This window comes from Streptomyces melanosporofaciens (assembly GCF_900105695.1).
Taxonomy (GTDB): domain Bacteria; phylum Actinomycetota; class Actinomycetes; order Streptomycetales; family Streptomycetaceae; genus Streptomyces; species Streptomyces antimycoticus.
The window spans coordinates 3,607,146-3,621,925 of sequence record NZ_FNST01000002.1; the positions used below are offsets into that span (position 1 = coordinate 3,607,146).

The 14,780-nt window shown below is 73.1% G+C and carries 8 protein-coding genes and 1 pseudogene; 6 read left to right on the plus strand and 3 right to left on the minus strand.

From position 1 onward, the window contains the following. Positions 1-55: 55 nt before the first annotated feature. The gene (locus BLV72_RS18080; protein WP_093463470.1) at positions 56-1,882 is read right to left on the minus strand and encodes a protein kinase domain-containing protein; all 1,827 of its coding nucleotides are present in this window, start codon (positions 1,880-1,882) and stop codon (positions 56-58) included. 2,019 nt (positions 1,883-3,901) lie between these two features. Further along, positions 3,902-5,035: pseudogene (locus BLV72_RS49945) on the minus strand (serine/threonine-protein kinase); the annotation flags it as partial. Positions 5,036-5,342: 307 nt separating this feature from the next. Between BLV72_RS49945 and BLV72_RS18090 the strand changes: the two are divergent. From BLV72_RS18090 to BLV72_RS18100, 3 genes are all read left to right on the plus strand, one after another. Further along, positions 5,343-6,704, plus strand: coding sequence for an aspartate aminotransferase family protein (locus BLV72_RS18090; protein ID WP_093463472.1), 1,362 nt, complete (start codon positions 5,343-5,345; stop codon positions 6,702-6,704). A 162-nt stretch (positions 6,705-6,866) separates the two neighbouring features. After that, positions 6,867-7,592 (plus strand): GntR family transcriptional regulator, encoded by a 726-nt coding sequence (locus BLV72_RS18095; protein ID WP_093463474.1) that lies wholly within the window; start codon positions 6,867-6,869, stop codon positions 7,590-7,592. A gap of 200 nt (positions 7,593-7,792) precedes the next feature. Then, positions 7,793-8,443, plus strand: coding sequence for a hypothetical protein (locus BLV72_RS18100; RefSeq protein WP_014053817.1), 651 nt, complete (start codon positions 7,793-7,795; stop codon positions 8,441-8,443). A 60-nt stretch (positions 8,444-8,503) separates the two neighbouring features. Here the strand turns inward: BLV72_RS18100 and BLV72_RS18105 are convergent, their stop codons facing one another. Then, on the minus strand, positions 8,504-9,238 hold the full coding sequence (locus tag BLV72_RS18105) for an SLATT domain-containing protein (RefSeq protein ID WP_093463476.1): 735 nt from the start codon (positions 9,236-9,238) through the stop codon (positions 8,504-8,506). 337 nt (positions 9,239-9,575) lie between these two features. On the opposite strand from BLV72_RS18105, the gene purD reads away from it, so the two are divergent. From purD to BLV72_RS18120, 3 genes are all read left to right on the plus strand, one after another. After that, the gene (purD, locus tag BLV72_RS18110; RefSeq protein WP_093463477.1) at positions 9,576-10,841 is read left to right on the plus strand and encodes a phosphoribosylamine--glycine ligase; all 1,266 of its coding nucleotides are present in this window, start codon (positions 9,576-9,578) and stop codon (positions 10,839-10,841) included. A gap of 327 nt (positions 10,842-11,168) precedes the next feature. After that, positions 11,169-13,004: a hypothetical protein gene (locus BLV72_RS18115; RefSeq protein ID WP_093463479.1), complete on the plus strand. Its 1,836-nt coding sequence runs from the start codon at positions 11,169-11,171 to the stop codon at positions 13,002-13,004. 273 nt (positions 13,005-13,277) lie between these two features. Next, positions 13,278-14,777 (plus strand): N,N-dimethylformamidase beta subunit family domain-containing protein, encoded by a 1,500-nt coding sequence (locus BLV72_RS18120; protein WP_093463481.1) that lies wholly within the window; start codon positions 13,278-13,280, stop codon positions 14,775-14,777. Positions 14,778-14,780 lie beyond the last annotated feature (3 nt).

A 14,780-nucleotide genomic window follows, 5' to 3' on the forward strand; every position in this document is an offset into this window, starting at 1 on the left:
GGGAGAGCGGCCCGCGCGTCGGCGTCATCACGCCGCGGGCGGGCCGTCGTCGTCACTACGCCGCGGGCGGGCCGAACACTCCGGCGGGCTGCTGCGCCTGACCGACGGGAGCCGTGGCCCGCTGCTCCTGCATCTTGGTGATCCGCCGCACCACCGCGATGGCCAGCAGCGCCGTCAGGATGCCGATGACGTCGTCGGCGATGCTGACGGCGACCCTGGGCCGCTGTTCCCGGATGTTGTCGCCGACGATCTCGCTGATCCCGTTCACCGGGAACATCAGGAACATGATCACGAAGAACGTCCACCACCAGTGCAGCACCCCGCGTCCGCGACGGCCGGGCCCCGCAGGAGTGCTCGAGGTCCAGACGTCGTTGGCGATCTGCTTGGGGAGCCAGAGCTGGGCGATCGGGATGAACCAGGCGCCCACCGCGTAGCCGCTGCCGAACCGCTGCCGGCCGGGGTTGAGCACCGTGGAGTTGATGTAGGCGGTCCGGAACCAGACCAGCCACAGCACGACGAGCACGAGCGCGGCGACACCCGTGCCGCTGTCCATCGCTTCGACGTCGCTCTTCTTGCTGTAGAGCATGTCGTCGGTGACCGTGCCGGAGTCGAGCGAGAAGTACGTGTCGAGCAGCGCGATGTTCAGCGCCATATCGAGCAGCGTCAGCACCAGCCAGATGCCGAACATGCTCATCAACGCGGTGGCCAGACCCCGTATCGGCTTCAGCCTGGTGCCCTGGGCGGGATAGCCCACCGGCGTCTGATAGCCGCCCTGCCAGGGCTGAGTGGGCGGAGGCACCTGGTACGCGGGCCCCCCGGTCGCATGCGCGTGAGGTGTCGCGTACGCCGACGGCGAGCCATACGCGGAGGGGCCGGGCGGGGTGTGCGGGCCGGCCTGGGGGTGGCCGGTCTGGGGGTGGCCGTACGCCGACGGGCCCTGCTGCGGCGCCATGGAGTCCGGCTGAGCGTTCTCGGCCTCCACCTCCAGCAGCTGCAGCGCGTCCCGTCCGAGCCGGGCGAGCAGCCCGCCCGGCAGCCAGGGCTCGCCGTCGTCGGTCACCGGCTGGGTGGCGGCGATCAGCTCGTCCACCGACGGCCGCTGGGCCGGGTCCTTGTTCAGGCACGCGGTGACCAGCCCGCGCGCCCCCTCGGGGAGCCCCACCAGATCGGGCTCCTCCTGGGCTATTCGGTACATCAGGGCGTGGATCCCGCTGTCCACGTTGCCGAAGGGCTGACGTCCGGTGGCGGCGAAGGCGAGCACCGAGCCGAGGCAGAAGACATCGCTCGCGGCGGTGACCGGCTCGCCGCGCACCTGCTCGGGCGACATGAAACCGGGCGAGCCGACGACCGCGCCGGTCATCGTCAGATTGCCGCCCGTGGTGGAGCCCACGGCATCCAGGGCGCGCGCGATGCCGAAGTCGATGACGCGCGGACCGTCGATGGTGATGAGGATGTTGGACGGCTTGAGGTCGCGGTGGACCAGCCCGGCGCCGTGGATGTCGCGCAGCGCGAGGGCCAGTCCGTTCGCCAGGATCCGCAGCGAGCGCTCGGGCAGTGCCCCGAAGTCCTCGGCGACGACGCTGTGCAGGGACGGACCGCCGATGTAGCCGGTGGCCACCCAGGGCACCTCGGCGTCGGTGTCGGCGTCGAGCACGGGGGCGGTCCACTGGCCGCCGACCCGTGTGGCCGCCTCCACCTCCCGCTTGAAGCGGCCGCGGAAGTCGGGCTGTCGTGCGAGTTCGGCCTGTACGAGCTTCACTGCGACGGTGCGGCCGCGGGCGGAGCGGGCGAGATAGACCCGGCCCATTCCGCCCTCGCCCAGCTTGCCGAGCAGCCGGTACTCGCCGATCCACCGCGGGTCCTGGGCCCCGAGGTTCTCCATCGCGGTGTGGCTCCTGTCCCTGTGCCGATAGTCCCTGCGCCGATCGGCCGATCAGTCGAGGCGGGTGAACGTCTGTGTCATCGTCTCATCGCTGTAATCGTCCGGGTCGTCATACTCGACACGCAGCTTGTCATGTCCGGAAGAGGTGAACGTCAGTGACGTGCCGGGCCCACAGAGATTCTTGGGGGTACCCCCGGTGAACTTCGACGGGCTGAGGACGAGACCCTTCGCCACCGAGGCCAGGACCCGGTCACCCTCGCAGTGGTACTTCTTACTGTCCGCGACTTCCTGGGCCACCGCCGTGCCGATCGCGCCCTGCTTGATGGTGATCTTCAGAGTGGCGTCCTGCTTCCCGAACGCGTCCTTCGCCAGCCAAGTGCCCTCGTACGAGGAGGGGATCGGCTTGCCGCCGCTCTTCGAGGGGCGCAGCGTCGCCTCGTAGGAGCCGTCCGTGGTGCTCCAGGCGAGGGTGCCGTCGTTGCCTATCCGCAGGGTCTGCTCGCCGACCGTGCTGCAACTCTCCTCGGGGATGCTGGTGGTGACCTCGTCGTCCTCGATGAGGAGCAGGCTGTCGGCCGACTTGAGCTTGGCCGAGTCCTGGCAGAACGAGTCCGAGTCGGAGGTCAGGGTCTCGGCGACGAACGCGCCGACCGGCCCCTGGGAGAGGACGATCCGGCGGATCTTGCCGGTGGACGAGCCGCTCTCCTTGATCTCGCCCTCCCAGGCGCCCAGATACTCGGTGGGCACGTCGCCGGTCGTGTCCAGCTTGGTCGCGGACGGATCGGGCGCGCCGGAACCACCGGTGGGCGCCTTGGAGTTGGCGCCACCGGGGCTGTTGGGCGGGGTGTGGGTCATCTTGTCGTAGTCGGTCTTGGCCTTGTCGCCCTTGTCGTCGTTCCCCTTGACCACGGCGAGGGCGGCGATCCCGGCGATGAGCAGTGTGGCGACGGCGGCCGAGACGACGATGAGCGTCTTACGGCGGCGCTTGGGCTGCGGCGGCTGCGGCGAGCCGCCGCCGGGGCCGCCTTGCCTGCCTGGTCCGCCCGGTCCGCCTGGCGCGGCCGGTGTGTTCGGACCGTTCGGACCGCTCGGGCCGAAGCCGACGGAGGGCGTGGCGGCCGCCTGGCCTGGGGACGGGGCGGGCCCGAACGAGGTGACGGCGGGCGGCCCGAAGGCATGCGGCGGCGTCCGCGGTTCGCCGTCCGCGCCGGGCTGCGGCGGTGTGGCGTGCGGCGGGTAGCCGTACGCCGGGGCGGCGTAGTGGGAGGCGGAACCGGGCGAGTCGGGCGCGGCGGGAGCCGCTCCGACGGGGGGCGGGGCGGGGTTTCCGGGGGTGCCCTGCGCGCCGCTTCCCTGCGGCGCCGTGTACGGCGCGGCGCTCTGTGGTCCGGCGCCGCCGGGCGAGTTGGGCGACGCGGCTGCCGCGTCGCCCGTTCCGGCGTGCGGTGGTGTGGAGTGTCCGGGTGCGCACTGGCCTTCGCCTGCCTGTGCTCCGGCGGAGGAGGGCGCGCCCTCCTGGGGCCCGCCCGGCGTCCCGGCAGTCGCGGAGCCCTGGCTTGCACCGGCCGGGGACGCGTCCGCCTGCCGTGGGTCTGGCTGTGGTGCGCCTGCCTGTGGTGCGGCTGGCCGTTGGCCGGGTGCTCCGGAGGCGGCGGCGTGCGGGGCGTCGTGGCCCGGCGCGGCACCACCGGGCGTGCTGGGCGACGCGGCGGATCCCCCCGCCGCCCCAGCCGTCGGGCCCGGGGTGTCCTGGTGCGCGGCAGCCTGCCCCGGCCCGCCGTGGCCCGAACCGGCTTGCGCGCCGTCGTCCGATGGCGCGTCGGCCGACGACGAGGCGGCCTGCTGCCCGGCGGCCGGGTCCGAGCTGCCCCGGTCCCCGCCCGCCTGCGGTGTGGCGCCGTACGGTCCGGCGGCCTGCCCGCCCGGCTGGGCCGTGCCGCCCTGCCCCGCGCCCGCCGAAGGAGGCGCGGACGGAGCCGGGGGGAGCGGCGCGCCCGCCTGGGGCGCGCCCGCCTGGGGCGCGGCCGACGGGAGCGGCGGTGTGGTGGGTGGCGGCGTAGTGGGCGGCGGGGGCGTGGGGGGCTCCGCCGGAGCCAACGGGTACGACGTGGCCGACGGCGGCGCGGAGGGCGGCGGCGGGACGGCCGGACCCGCCGCTCCGGCCACGGGAGTTGCGGGTCCCGCCGCCCCGGCCACGGGCGGTACGGCAGGCCGCGCGGGCATCCCCGGCAGGGCGGGCACCCCCGGCCCCGCGGGCGTCTCCACCTCCAGGAGCTGCACCGCATGCCGTCCGAGCTGGGCGACGAGCCCGCCCGGCAGCCACGGTTCGCCGTCGTCGTCCGCACCGGCCGTACGGTCCAGCAGCTCCTCCAACGAGGGCCGGTCGTCCGGGGCCTTCTTCAGGCAGTCGGTGACCAGCTCGCGCAGCCCCTCCGGCAGCCCCTCCAGGTCCGCTTCCTCCTGTGCGATGCGGTACATGACCGCGTGCACCCCGCTGTTGGCCGTGCCGAACGGCTGACGGCCGGTCGCCGCGTAGGCGAGCACCGAGCCGAGGCAGAAGACATCGCTGGCCGGGGTGACCCGCTCGCCGCGCACCTGCTCGGGCGACATGAAACCGGGCGACCCGACGACGGCGCCGCTGCGCGTGAGGATGCCGTCGGTGACGGTCTCCAGCGCTCGCGCGATGCCGAAGTCGATGACGCGCGGACCGTCGATGGTGACCAGGACGTTGGAGGGTTTGAGGTCGCGGTGGACCAGACCGGCGTCGTGGATGTCGCGCAGGGCCTGTGTGAGGCCGTGGGCCAGGATGCGGACGGTCCGCTCGGGCAGGCGGCCCGACTCGGAGACGATCGCGTGCAGGGAGGGACCGGCGATATAGCCGGTGGCGACCCATGGGGTGGCGGCCTCGGTGTCGGCGTCCAGCACCGGCGCGGTCCATGCGCCCCCGACCCGCTGCGCGGCCCGCACCTCCTGTTTGAACCGCCGCCGGAATTCGGCCTGTTGGGCGAGCTCGGTCTGGACGAGCTTCACCGCCACCGTACGGCCGCGCGAAGAATGGGCCAGGAACACCCGGCCCATGCCACCCGCGCCAAGGCGCCGGAGCAGCCGGTACTCACCGATCCATCGAGGGTCCTCGGCCCCCAGGTCTTCCATGCGTCGATCGCCCCTTCCCCGTGAATCCCCCTGATCAGCCCCTTGGAGAGAATAAAGGCGGCTGAGAGCGAAGTGGACGACGCGGACCATCCGTTATCGGTTCCGTATCCGTCCTGTGTCACTCCCGGGCCGGAGAGCGAAATCCGGACGCCGCGCCCCGATCACCGGCGGTGACGACAAGAGCGCCGTGGCCCGGCAAGGTGTCGGTGGACGGCCCGAAACCCTGACAGCCTGTCGGTGCCAGGCCCGGGGATACGGTCCGTACGCTGGTTCCACCCCGACCCGCGAGCGATGCGAGGTACCGAACGTGTCCGTGCAGCCCAGCCCCGACCTCGCGGCCGGCGCCGCCGTCAAGGCCGCCGACCGTGCGCATGTGTTCCACTCCTGGTCCGCACAGGGCCTGATCGACCCCCTCGCCGTCGCGGGCGCCGAAGGCTCGTACTTCTGGGACTACGACGGCAACCGCTACCTCGACTTCTCCTGCCAGCTGGTGAACACCAACATCGGCCACCAGCACCCCAAGGTCGTCGCCGCGATCCAGGAACAGGCCGCCAAGCTGTGCACCATCGCCCCGGGCTTCGCCGTGGACGTACGGTCCGAGGCGGCGCGGCTGGTCGCCGAGCGCACCCCCGGCGACCTCGACAAGATCTTCTTCACCAACGGCGGCGCCGAGGCCGTGGAGAACGCGGTCCGGATGGCCCGGCTGCACACCGGCCGTCCCAAGCTGCTCTCCGCCTACCGCTCGTACCACGGGGCCACCGCCACCGCGATCAACCTCACCGGCGACCCCCGCCGCTGGGCCTCCGACAGCGCCTCGGCCGGTGTGGTGCACTTCTGGGCGCCGTTCCTCTACCGCTCGCCCTTCCACTCCGACAGCGAGGCGCAGGAGTCCGAGCGCGCGCTGCGCCACCTCGAGGACACCATCGCCTTCGAGGGCCCGCAGACCATCGCCGCGATCATCCTGGAGACCATCCCCGGCACCGCCGGGATCATGGTCCCGCCGCCCGGCTATCTGGCCGGGGTCCGGGAGATCTGCGACCGCTACGGCATCGTCTTCATCCTGGACGAGGTCATGGCCGGCTTCGGCCGCACCGGCCACTGGTTCGCGGCCGACCACTTCGGCGTCACCCCGGACCTGCTGACCTTCGCCAAGGGCGTCAACTCCGGCTATGTGCCGCTCGGTGGCGTCGCGATCTCCGCCGAGATCGCCGCGACCTTCGACCAGCGCCCCTACCCGGGTGGTCTCACCTACTCCGGCCACCCGCTGGCCTGCGCCTCGGCCGTCGCGACGATCAACGCGATGGCGGAGGAGGGGATCGTGGAGAACGCCGCCGCGATCGGGGAGAACGTGATCGGCCCGGGGCTGCGGGAGATCGCCGACCGCCACCCCTCGGTCGGCGAGGTGCGCGGCCTCGGCGTCTTCTGGGCGCTGGACCTGGTCAAGGACAAGGAGACCCGCGAACCGCTCGTCCCGTACAACGCGAGCGGACCGGCCAACCAGCCGATGGCCGACTTCGCCGCGGCCTGCAAGCGCGGCGGTCTGTGGCCCTTCGTGAACATGAACCGCACCCATGTGGTGCCGCCGTGCACTGTCACCGAGGCCGAGGCCAAGGAGGGGCTCGCCATCCTGGACGAGGCGCTGGGCGCGGCCGACGCGCATACGGCGTAGGCGCACCGGGGCTCTGCCCGTTTGCCCTCCGGTCGCCGCCCGAGCGCTGCCCGGTGCAGACCACCGCCGCACTCTGCGTGTTCCGCGCAACGGCCCTCGCATATCGTGATGCGAGGGCCGTCCGCTTTTTGATCCGACGGCCGTGGAAGGAGACGGTCCTCGATGCCCGTGCCCGGCGCCAGCCCGGTCAAGCGGAACACCCTGCGGCAGCAGATCGCCGACGCGCTCTGTGACGAGGTGCTCGCGGGCCGGCTCCCTGCGGGGCGCCAGTTCACCGTCAAGGAGATCGCCCAGCAGTACGGCGTCTCCGCGACCCCCGTCCGGGAGGCACTGCTGGACCTGTGCTCCCAAGGGCTGCTCGATGTCGAGGAGCACCGGGGCTTCAAGGTCCACGACTTCACCATCGACGACTTCCGGCACATGGTCGACGCCCGCACGATGGTGGTCGAGGGCGTCTTCCGGCACTATGTCGAGCAGACGCTGAAAACCATGACCCCGCAGGCGCTGGCCTCGGTAAGGCGGCGGGCCGAGGAGGCCGAGCGGGCCGCCCGCTCCGGTGACCTGGACATCCTCATCGGCTATGACCTGCGCTTCTGGCGCGAGATCTGCGGGCTGGTCGGCAATCCGTATGTGTCGGACTTTCTGCAGCGGCTGCGCGTGCAGACCTGGGTCTTCACGGTGCCGTATCTGCGTCGCGTCCCCGATCTGCGCGGTCAGCTCTGGACGGGGCACTCCGAGCTCACCGCGGCGGTCACCCGCGGGGACCCGCATGACTCGGAGCGGTTGATAGGGGCGTACAACGCGCATTTCCGTGCGCTGATCGAGCGGTTGGTGGAGCAGGAGGAGTCGCGCGCGCGGAACCGGACGTCGGAGGTCAACTCCCCCTGATCTCCTCCTGAACTCTTCTCGAACTCCGCCCGGCCCCGCAGCGGTTCCCCCGGACGGTCACCGAACCGGAGGCCGGGGAGGCCGGAGCGGCGGCAGGCGAAACGGCCCGCCAGGGTTGGCCTCCGGCACTCTTCGCGAGGCGTACGCGGGGCATTACGCTGGGCCGACCATCGACCGTACGGATACGAGAGTGAGATCGCGTGGCATGTGACCTCTGGCTGGTCCCCCTCGTCGATGTGCTGTGCCACAGCCCCGACAACCCCTTCGCCGAAGAGATCGCCGCGTACGACAAGGCGCTCAGTGATGCCGGTTTGCCGCCCGTACCCGTCTTCAGCTATATGCCGGGACTGTCCGGGGATGTCGCCCCGGTGGCCGGTTTCGACTACGACGCGCTGCACTTTCTCCGCCGTGCCTATCTGCTGCAACTGTGCGGACTCGCGGTGACGCCCGTGGACGAACTGGGCGGGGATTACGAACAGTTGCTGGAGATGTTCGAGCCCACGGCCCAGCAGTCGCATCTGGTGTGGCACTACGACCACGCGGGGGCGTATGTCCCCGTCGACTTCCAGAGCCCGCTGTCCAACGACGAACTCCTCGAGGGCGGCGGCCCGTTGGGATCCAGCCACGGCCTGCTGCGCGAGCTGGAGGCGGTCGCCCCGGCGCTCGGCATCGACCCGTCCAACCCCCCGGCCGCCCCCGCGCCCCCGGCTCGCCCCACGAGCCTGGAGGAGCCGGCGGCGTCGGTCCCGTACGAGGACAGCCCCTTCGCACGGGAGCGCCATGTCTGGCTGGGTCTGCACGCGGCGGCGACGCGCAGCCTGGGCCAGGGCTCGATGATCGTCTTCAGCTGACCGCTCCTTCGGCTGACCGTTCCATTGGCTGATCGCTCCGACAGGCGTTGCTGTCCGGCCTCAGCGGGGCGGCTCGGGAGGACGCTGCCGCGGCATATTGGGCCGGGCGGGGCCCGGCGGCAGCGGAAAGCGGCTCGTGGGGCTCCCGCTGTCCGGACGGGAGCCCTGGGCCATCAGCGCCTGTGTGACCAGCGGGGCCGAACCGGACCCGAAGTCCACCATCCAGCCCGCCGTCTCGGCCCGTACCAGCTCCGACACGTCCTCGCAGAACCGCCGCAGCACCGAAAGACACCGCTCCACGGCCTCGCTGGCGGTGCCCTCGGTCGGGCCCAGCACCTCCCGCACGCTCTCCGACGCCCAGTCGAACTGCAGCGCCTCCAGCCGCCGGTGCACCGCCTGCGCCGTGGCCACGTCCCGCATCCAGCCGGACGTCAGCCCGAAGAACCGGTCGCCGCCGACGCAGGCGGCGGCCAGCAGCAGCGCCAGCGCGCCCCAGCCCGCGCCGCCGTCCAGCGTCCCGTTCAGATCGAGCAGCGGCAGCACGCCCGCCACGACCGCCGCCACCGCGGCGCCCACCCGCAGCACCCGGGCGGTCCTCCGCTTCCACACCCGTTCGGCGAGGTACCACCCCGCGACCTCCAGGGCACCCTCCTCGACCCACCGGTACAACTCGTCGAGCCGCTCCGCCGGCTCCCCCCAGTCGCCGTGCGGGAAGGGCCGACCGAGCAGGTCGCCCTGGGCTCTCGCACCCTCCGGCCGAGGGAGCCCCTCGGGCTGCATCTCCGGCTGACTCACCGTGCAACTCCCTCTGCGGCGGCGTTTCTCCTGGCGCGCGGCTGATGCGCGACCACCATTCCTACCGCCGAACGGTTGGCCACGAAGACCCGATCACGGGTTTTCAGCCCGTAAGAGCTGCCCCATCGGGTATAGGACCGCCCACTCCTCACCCAAAAGAGTGGCCCGCGCACCGGATCCGGGGGGCTGGTCGGCCCGGCCGGGGGCCGCGTCCATGCGCCGAAGGCGCGAGACGCCACCCGCGGCCCCCAGCGCAGTAGGGCCGCAGCTCCGGCGCGGACAGGGTGGCAGCCCCCACCGCACAGCGGCCCGTGCCCGAGGCAATAGGCTGCATACCGTGAAGGTCCTCGTCATCGGCGGCGGCGCCCGCGAACATGCCCTGTGCCGCGCTCTCTCCCTCGACCCCGACGTCACCGCACTGCACTGCGCCCCCGGCAACGCCGGCATCGCCGAGGTGGCCGAGCTGCACGCGGTCGACGCGCTCGACGGCGCCGCCGTCGCCGACCTCGCCGCCTCCCTGGGGGTGGGCCTCGTGGTCGTGGGGCCGGAGGCCCCGCTCGTGGCGGGGGTGGCCGACGCCGTGCGCGAGCGCGGGATCCCGGCCTTCGGGCCGTCCGCCGAGGCGGCGCAGCTGGAGGGTTCCAAGGCGTTCGCCAAGGATGTGATGGCGGCGGCGGGCGTGCCCACCGCCCGCGCCTATGTGTGCACCACGCCCGCCGAGATCGACGAGGCGCTGGACGCGTTCGGCGCGCCGTACGTCGTCAAGGACGACGGCCTGGCCGCGGGCAAGGGCGTCGTGGTGACCGAGGACGTCGAGGCCGCCCGCGCACACGCGCTGGCCTGCGGCCGGGTGGTGATCGAGGAGTTCCTGGACGGCCCGGAGGTCTCCCTCTTCGCGATCACCGACGGCGAGACCGTGATCCCGCTCCAGCCCGCCCAGGACTTCAAGCGCGCCCACGACGGCGACGAGGGCCCGAACACGGGCGGCATGGGCGCGTACTCCCCGCTGCCCTGGGCCGACCCCGAGCTGGTGGACGAGGTCGTGACCACGATCTGCCAGCCCACCGTCGATGAGCTGCGCCGCCGCGGCACGCCCTTCTCCGGGCTGCTGTACGCGGGCCTGGCGATCACCTCGCGCGGGGTGCGGGTGATCGAGTTCAACGCCCGCTTCGGCGACCCGGAGACCCAGGTGGTCCTGGCCCGGCTGAAGACCCCGCTGGCCGCGGTGCTGCTCGCCGCCGCCACCGGCCGTCTGGAGGCCGAACCGCCGCTGCGCTGGAGCGACGGCGCCGCCGTGACCGTGGTCGTCGCCTCGCACAACTATCCGGACACCCCCCGCACCGGTGACCCGATCACCGGGCTGGACGCGGTGGCCGAGCAGGACGGCCCCAAGGCGTACGTCCTGCACGCGGGCACCAAGCGGGACGGCGCGTCCGGTGAGGTGGTGAGCGCGGGCGGCAGGGTGCTCTCCATCACCGCGACCGGCTCCGACCTGGCGAAGGCGCGCGAGCGGGCCTACCGCGCGGTGGGCCGGATCGGGCTGGAGGGCTCGCACCACCGCTCCGACATCGCCGCGAAGGCGGCGGCCGACGCGGCCTCGTAAGGACAGGCTGCGAGTCAGGCTGTAAGAAGAGTCTCAAGCGGTGTCCCGGGCGGGCACATGATCGGCCCCGGAGGCCGCTTCCGCCTGTTCACACGGGGCCAGGCATCGTCGTCGCGAAGTTCCCGGTTTTACCCAAGGCCATTCCATCGGGTGAGCGCTTCCGCATCCTGCTGACGCACGCCCGGCCCCCAACTAGTGTGCCGCTCAGGCGAGGTGCGGCAACTGGCCCACCGGCATTGCGGAGTGGGCGGCCAGTGCGACAGTGGGTGGGAGAAAACAACGCCGCCGTCGTCCGCTGTTCAAACATCGGCCGGACAGTAGGGGGTGATGAGAACCGTGGCAGGTACCGAAGCAGGTGCCCTGGCGGCGCGCGCTCGCGCCCTCGCGGTACTGCGCATCCGGAGTACGGCGCTCGCGGTCGCACTCCTCCCGGCCGCGGCCGCCGTCGTGCTGCTGGCCGGAAGCGCCACCGGCAGCGTCGGAGGTTCCCAGGACCAGGGCTGGACGGCCCTGCGCTGGGTGGTGACCGGTGGCGCTCTGCTGGTCCTGCTGCTGGCGGCGGCCGTGGCCGCCGTGGTCGTCCGGGCCAGACCCGCGCTCACCCCGACGGTGCCCATCGCCGAGGAGACGGCGCCCGATCTCTACCGGCTGGTGCGCGACCTGGCCGAGCGCCTGGAGGTGCCCGCGCCCTCGGCCATAGCGCTCACCCCCGACTGCGACAGCTGGCTGGAGGACCGTACGCATCCGGCGCACGCCCAGCGCCGGGAGCATAGGGACCGCGGCGCCCTGGCGGTCGAGGAGCCCCGCTCCGCACGGGGCGCCCCCGCCCCCGCGAGCGGCGCTGACCGGGTCGGGGACCGCCCCGAGCGGCGCGTCCCGCAGGCGCCGGTGCTGGTGATCGGCTCACCGTTCCTGTGGTGGATGCGGGTCGCCGAGCTGCGCGCGCTGCTCGCCCCGGTCGTGGCGGGCACCGGCCCGTCCGTCCATCCCGACATAGCCTCCGCCCGCCGCTTCGTGCGCGGGCTGGACGCCGCCGTGGCCGTCGCGGCCCAGGGCGGTGAGCCGTCGTCCGGCCCCGCGCCCGCCCTGGTGGCGGTGGTGCGCCGCCCGGCCTTCGCCTTCGTCGGCTGGGTCGCCCGGCTGCTGCTGCGCGGCTGCCGGGACCATGCGGCCGAGATGGAGCGCGCGGTCGCCGCGGCCGCCTCCGAGCGGGCCCAGTCGGTCGACTACGGGCTGCGGATCGTCGCCCAGGAGCAGGTGGGCCTCGCCTACGCGGGCTGGGACCGGCTGCTGACCCGGGTCGCGCTGCCCGCCTGGCGAATGGGCCGCTGGCCCTCCCGGCTGGACGCGGGCGTGGTCTCGGCGCTCACCGAGCTCTCCCGCCGCGACCGGCTCGCCGAGGGGTTCACCTCCCGGCTGAGCGAGCGCCCGGCCTGCGACCTCCTGGAGGAGCCCGGGGCGATCGACGAGGCCACCTCGCTGCTGGCCGCCCGCCTCTTCCACGGCGGCCCGCCGGAGCCGGGCCCCGACTGGTCCCCGGTCGACTGGGGCGCGTATCCGGAAGAGGTCGTGGACCGCAAGTGGCGGCAGGAGGCCGCCCGGCTCAACCGGCTCCTGGACGAGCGGGAGGACACCCACGACCTCGTCGGTGCCGCCCGCGCACCGACCCCCGTGAGCGCGCCCGTGCCGCCCACCCTGGCCCGGGTCATGGACCGGCTCACCGCCACGGCGGCCGACCCCGCCGACGCCCCCGACGGCGGCGCCCCGGGGCTCGCCGCCAGGCTCAGCGTCGAGGTGGCCCGCGAGGAGGCCGCCGCCACCCGGGCGTACGGCCAGGGCCCCGTGGCGGGTGCGGAGGGGGCCGCCGGCGACCCGTGGATCGACGACTTCGCCCCGGCGTTCCCGCTGCAGCCGCCGCGCACCGGCCGCGAGCTGCTCGCCGACCACGTCACCGCCATGGTCTGCTGCGCCGCCGTGGACACCGCGGGCGCGGCCCCCGGCCTCGACTGGCTCGACGGGCCCGCGCTGCTCGTCGGCGGGCGGCGGCGGGCCGATCTGGCCCATCCGGTGCTCAGCCTGGTGGAGGACGGGGACGACGGGCCGCTGCGCGCCTGGCTCGGCGAGGTGGGAGTTCGTCCGGAAAAGCCCGTCCGGCTGGCGTAGGCGCGCATACTGCGCCGGATCCGATCCTATGTCCAGCCTTGTCGCGCGTTCGGCGTCTGTTCCGGCAAATTAGCGACTATCGGTGACGGAGTAGGTGCGTAATGTGATGTGCTTGGACCGGTCGCTGTCCGCCCGGCCCACGAGTTCCGGCCCACCGGCCCGGACCGCCAGACCGGCCCCGCAGCCCGGCCCACAAGGCCGGATCCGCTGCGGTGCGGTGTGCGAGGACAGCGAGGCGAGGCGCCGCCGGGCACGCAGGGGAGGGGAACAATTGTGGGGACGGACCAGATCCGGCGCTGGGAGTCAGGAGCGCTCGCGCACGCGGTGACGGATCCTTTCGGCCAGGGCCCGCTGCCCTGGCTGCGCGACAGTGAGAACTACTTCGACGACACCGGGCGGGTGGTCCCGTGGTACGTCGACCATGTCCAGCACTCCGGGGCCATCGACCGGGCGGCCGGGCGGGTCCGTGCGAAGGGCCCCGCCAGGATCCCCGGCCCCCGCACCGCCGACGATGTCCACCGGCAGATCAAGGGCTTCCCCTCCGCCTCCGCGGCGGCCCCCGGCGAGGCGATCGACTTCCGGATCACGGTGGATCCGCCCCAGCAGTTCAGCGTGGACATCTACCGCATCGGCTACTACGACGGCGCCGGCGCGCTGAAGATCACCACCAGCCCCCGGCTGTCCGGGATCGTCCAGCCGCCCCCGCTCACCGCCGACCGCACCGTCTCCTGCCACCACTGGTGGCTGTCCTGGCGGCTGCAGATCCCCTCGTACTGGAAGCCCGGCGCCTATGTCGCGGTGCTGACCACCGTGGACGGCTACCGCAGCCACATCCCGTTCACCGTCCGCGACCCCCGCCCCGCCGATCTCCTCCTCGTCCTCCCCGACCTCACCTGGCAGGCGTACAACCTCTACCCGGAGGACGGCCGGACCGGCGCCAGCCTCTACCACGCCTGGGACGAGCAGGGAAAACTGCTGGGCGAGTCCGAGGCGGCGATCACCGTCTCCTTCGACCGGCCGTACGCGGGCGCGGGGCTGCCCCTCCATGTGGGCCACGCGTACGACTTCATCCGCTGGGCCGAGCGCTACGGCTACGACCTGGCCTACGCCGAGATGAGCGATCTGCACGCGGGCCGGGTCGACCCCACCCGCTACCGGGGGCTGGTCTTCCCCGGCCACGACGAGTACTGGTCTGCGCCGATGCGCCGCACCGTGGAATCGGCCCGCGACAGCGGCACCTCGCTGGTCTTCCTCTCCGCCAACACCATGTACTGGCAGGTCGAGCTCACCGCCTCGCCCTCCGGCCCGGACCGGCTGCTGACCTGCCGCAAGCGCCGCGGCCCCGGCCGCTCCGCGCTGTGGCGGGAGACCGCGCCCGAACAGCAGCTGATCGGCATCCAGTACGCGGGCCGGGTGCCCGAGCCGAGCCCGCTGATCGTGCGCAACGCCGGCCACTGGCTGTGGGAGGCCACGGGCGCGGAGGAGGGCGATGAGCTCCCCGGTCTCGTCGCGGGCGAGGCCGACCGCTACTTCCCGCGCACGGTCCTGCCCGAGCACCTCCGCCGCATCCTGCTGGCCCACTCGCCGTACGAGGACACGGAGGGGGTGGTCCGCCACCAGGAGACGTCGCTCTACCGCGCCCCGAGTGGTGCTCTGGTGTTCGCGTCGGGGACGTTCGCGTGGTCGCCCGCGCTGGATCGTCCGGGGCATACGGATGAGCGGATTCAGCGGGCGACGGCGAATTTGCTGGATCGGATCTGCAAGCGGGGCTGACGA

Excerpts from the sequence above, each read along its gene's own strand:
- BLV72_RS18080 (WP_093463470.1), bottom strand. The coding sequence starts at position 1,882 with ATGGAGAACCTCGGGGCCCAGGACCCGCGGTGGATCGGCGAGTACCGG.
- BLV72_RS18115 (WP_093463479.1), top strand. The coding sequence starts at position 11,169 with ATGAGAACCGTGGCAGGTACCGAAGCAGGTGCCCTGGCGGCGCGCGCT.
- BLV72_RS18095 (WP_093463474.1), top strand. The coding sequence starts at position 6,867 with ATGCCCGTGCCCGGCGCCAGCCCGGTCAAGCGGAACACCCTGCGGCAG.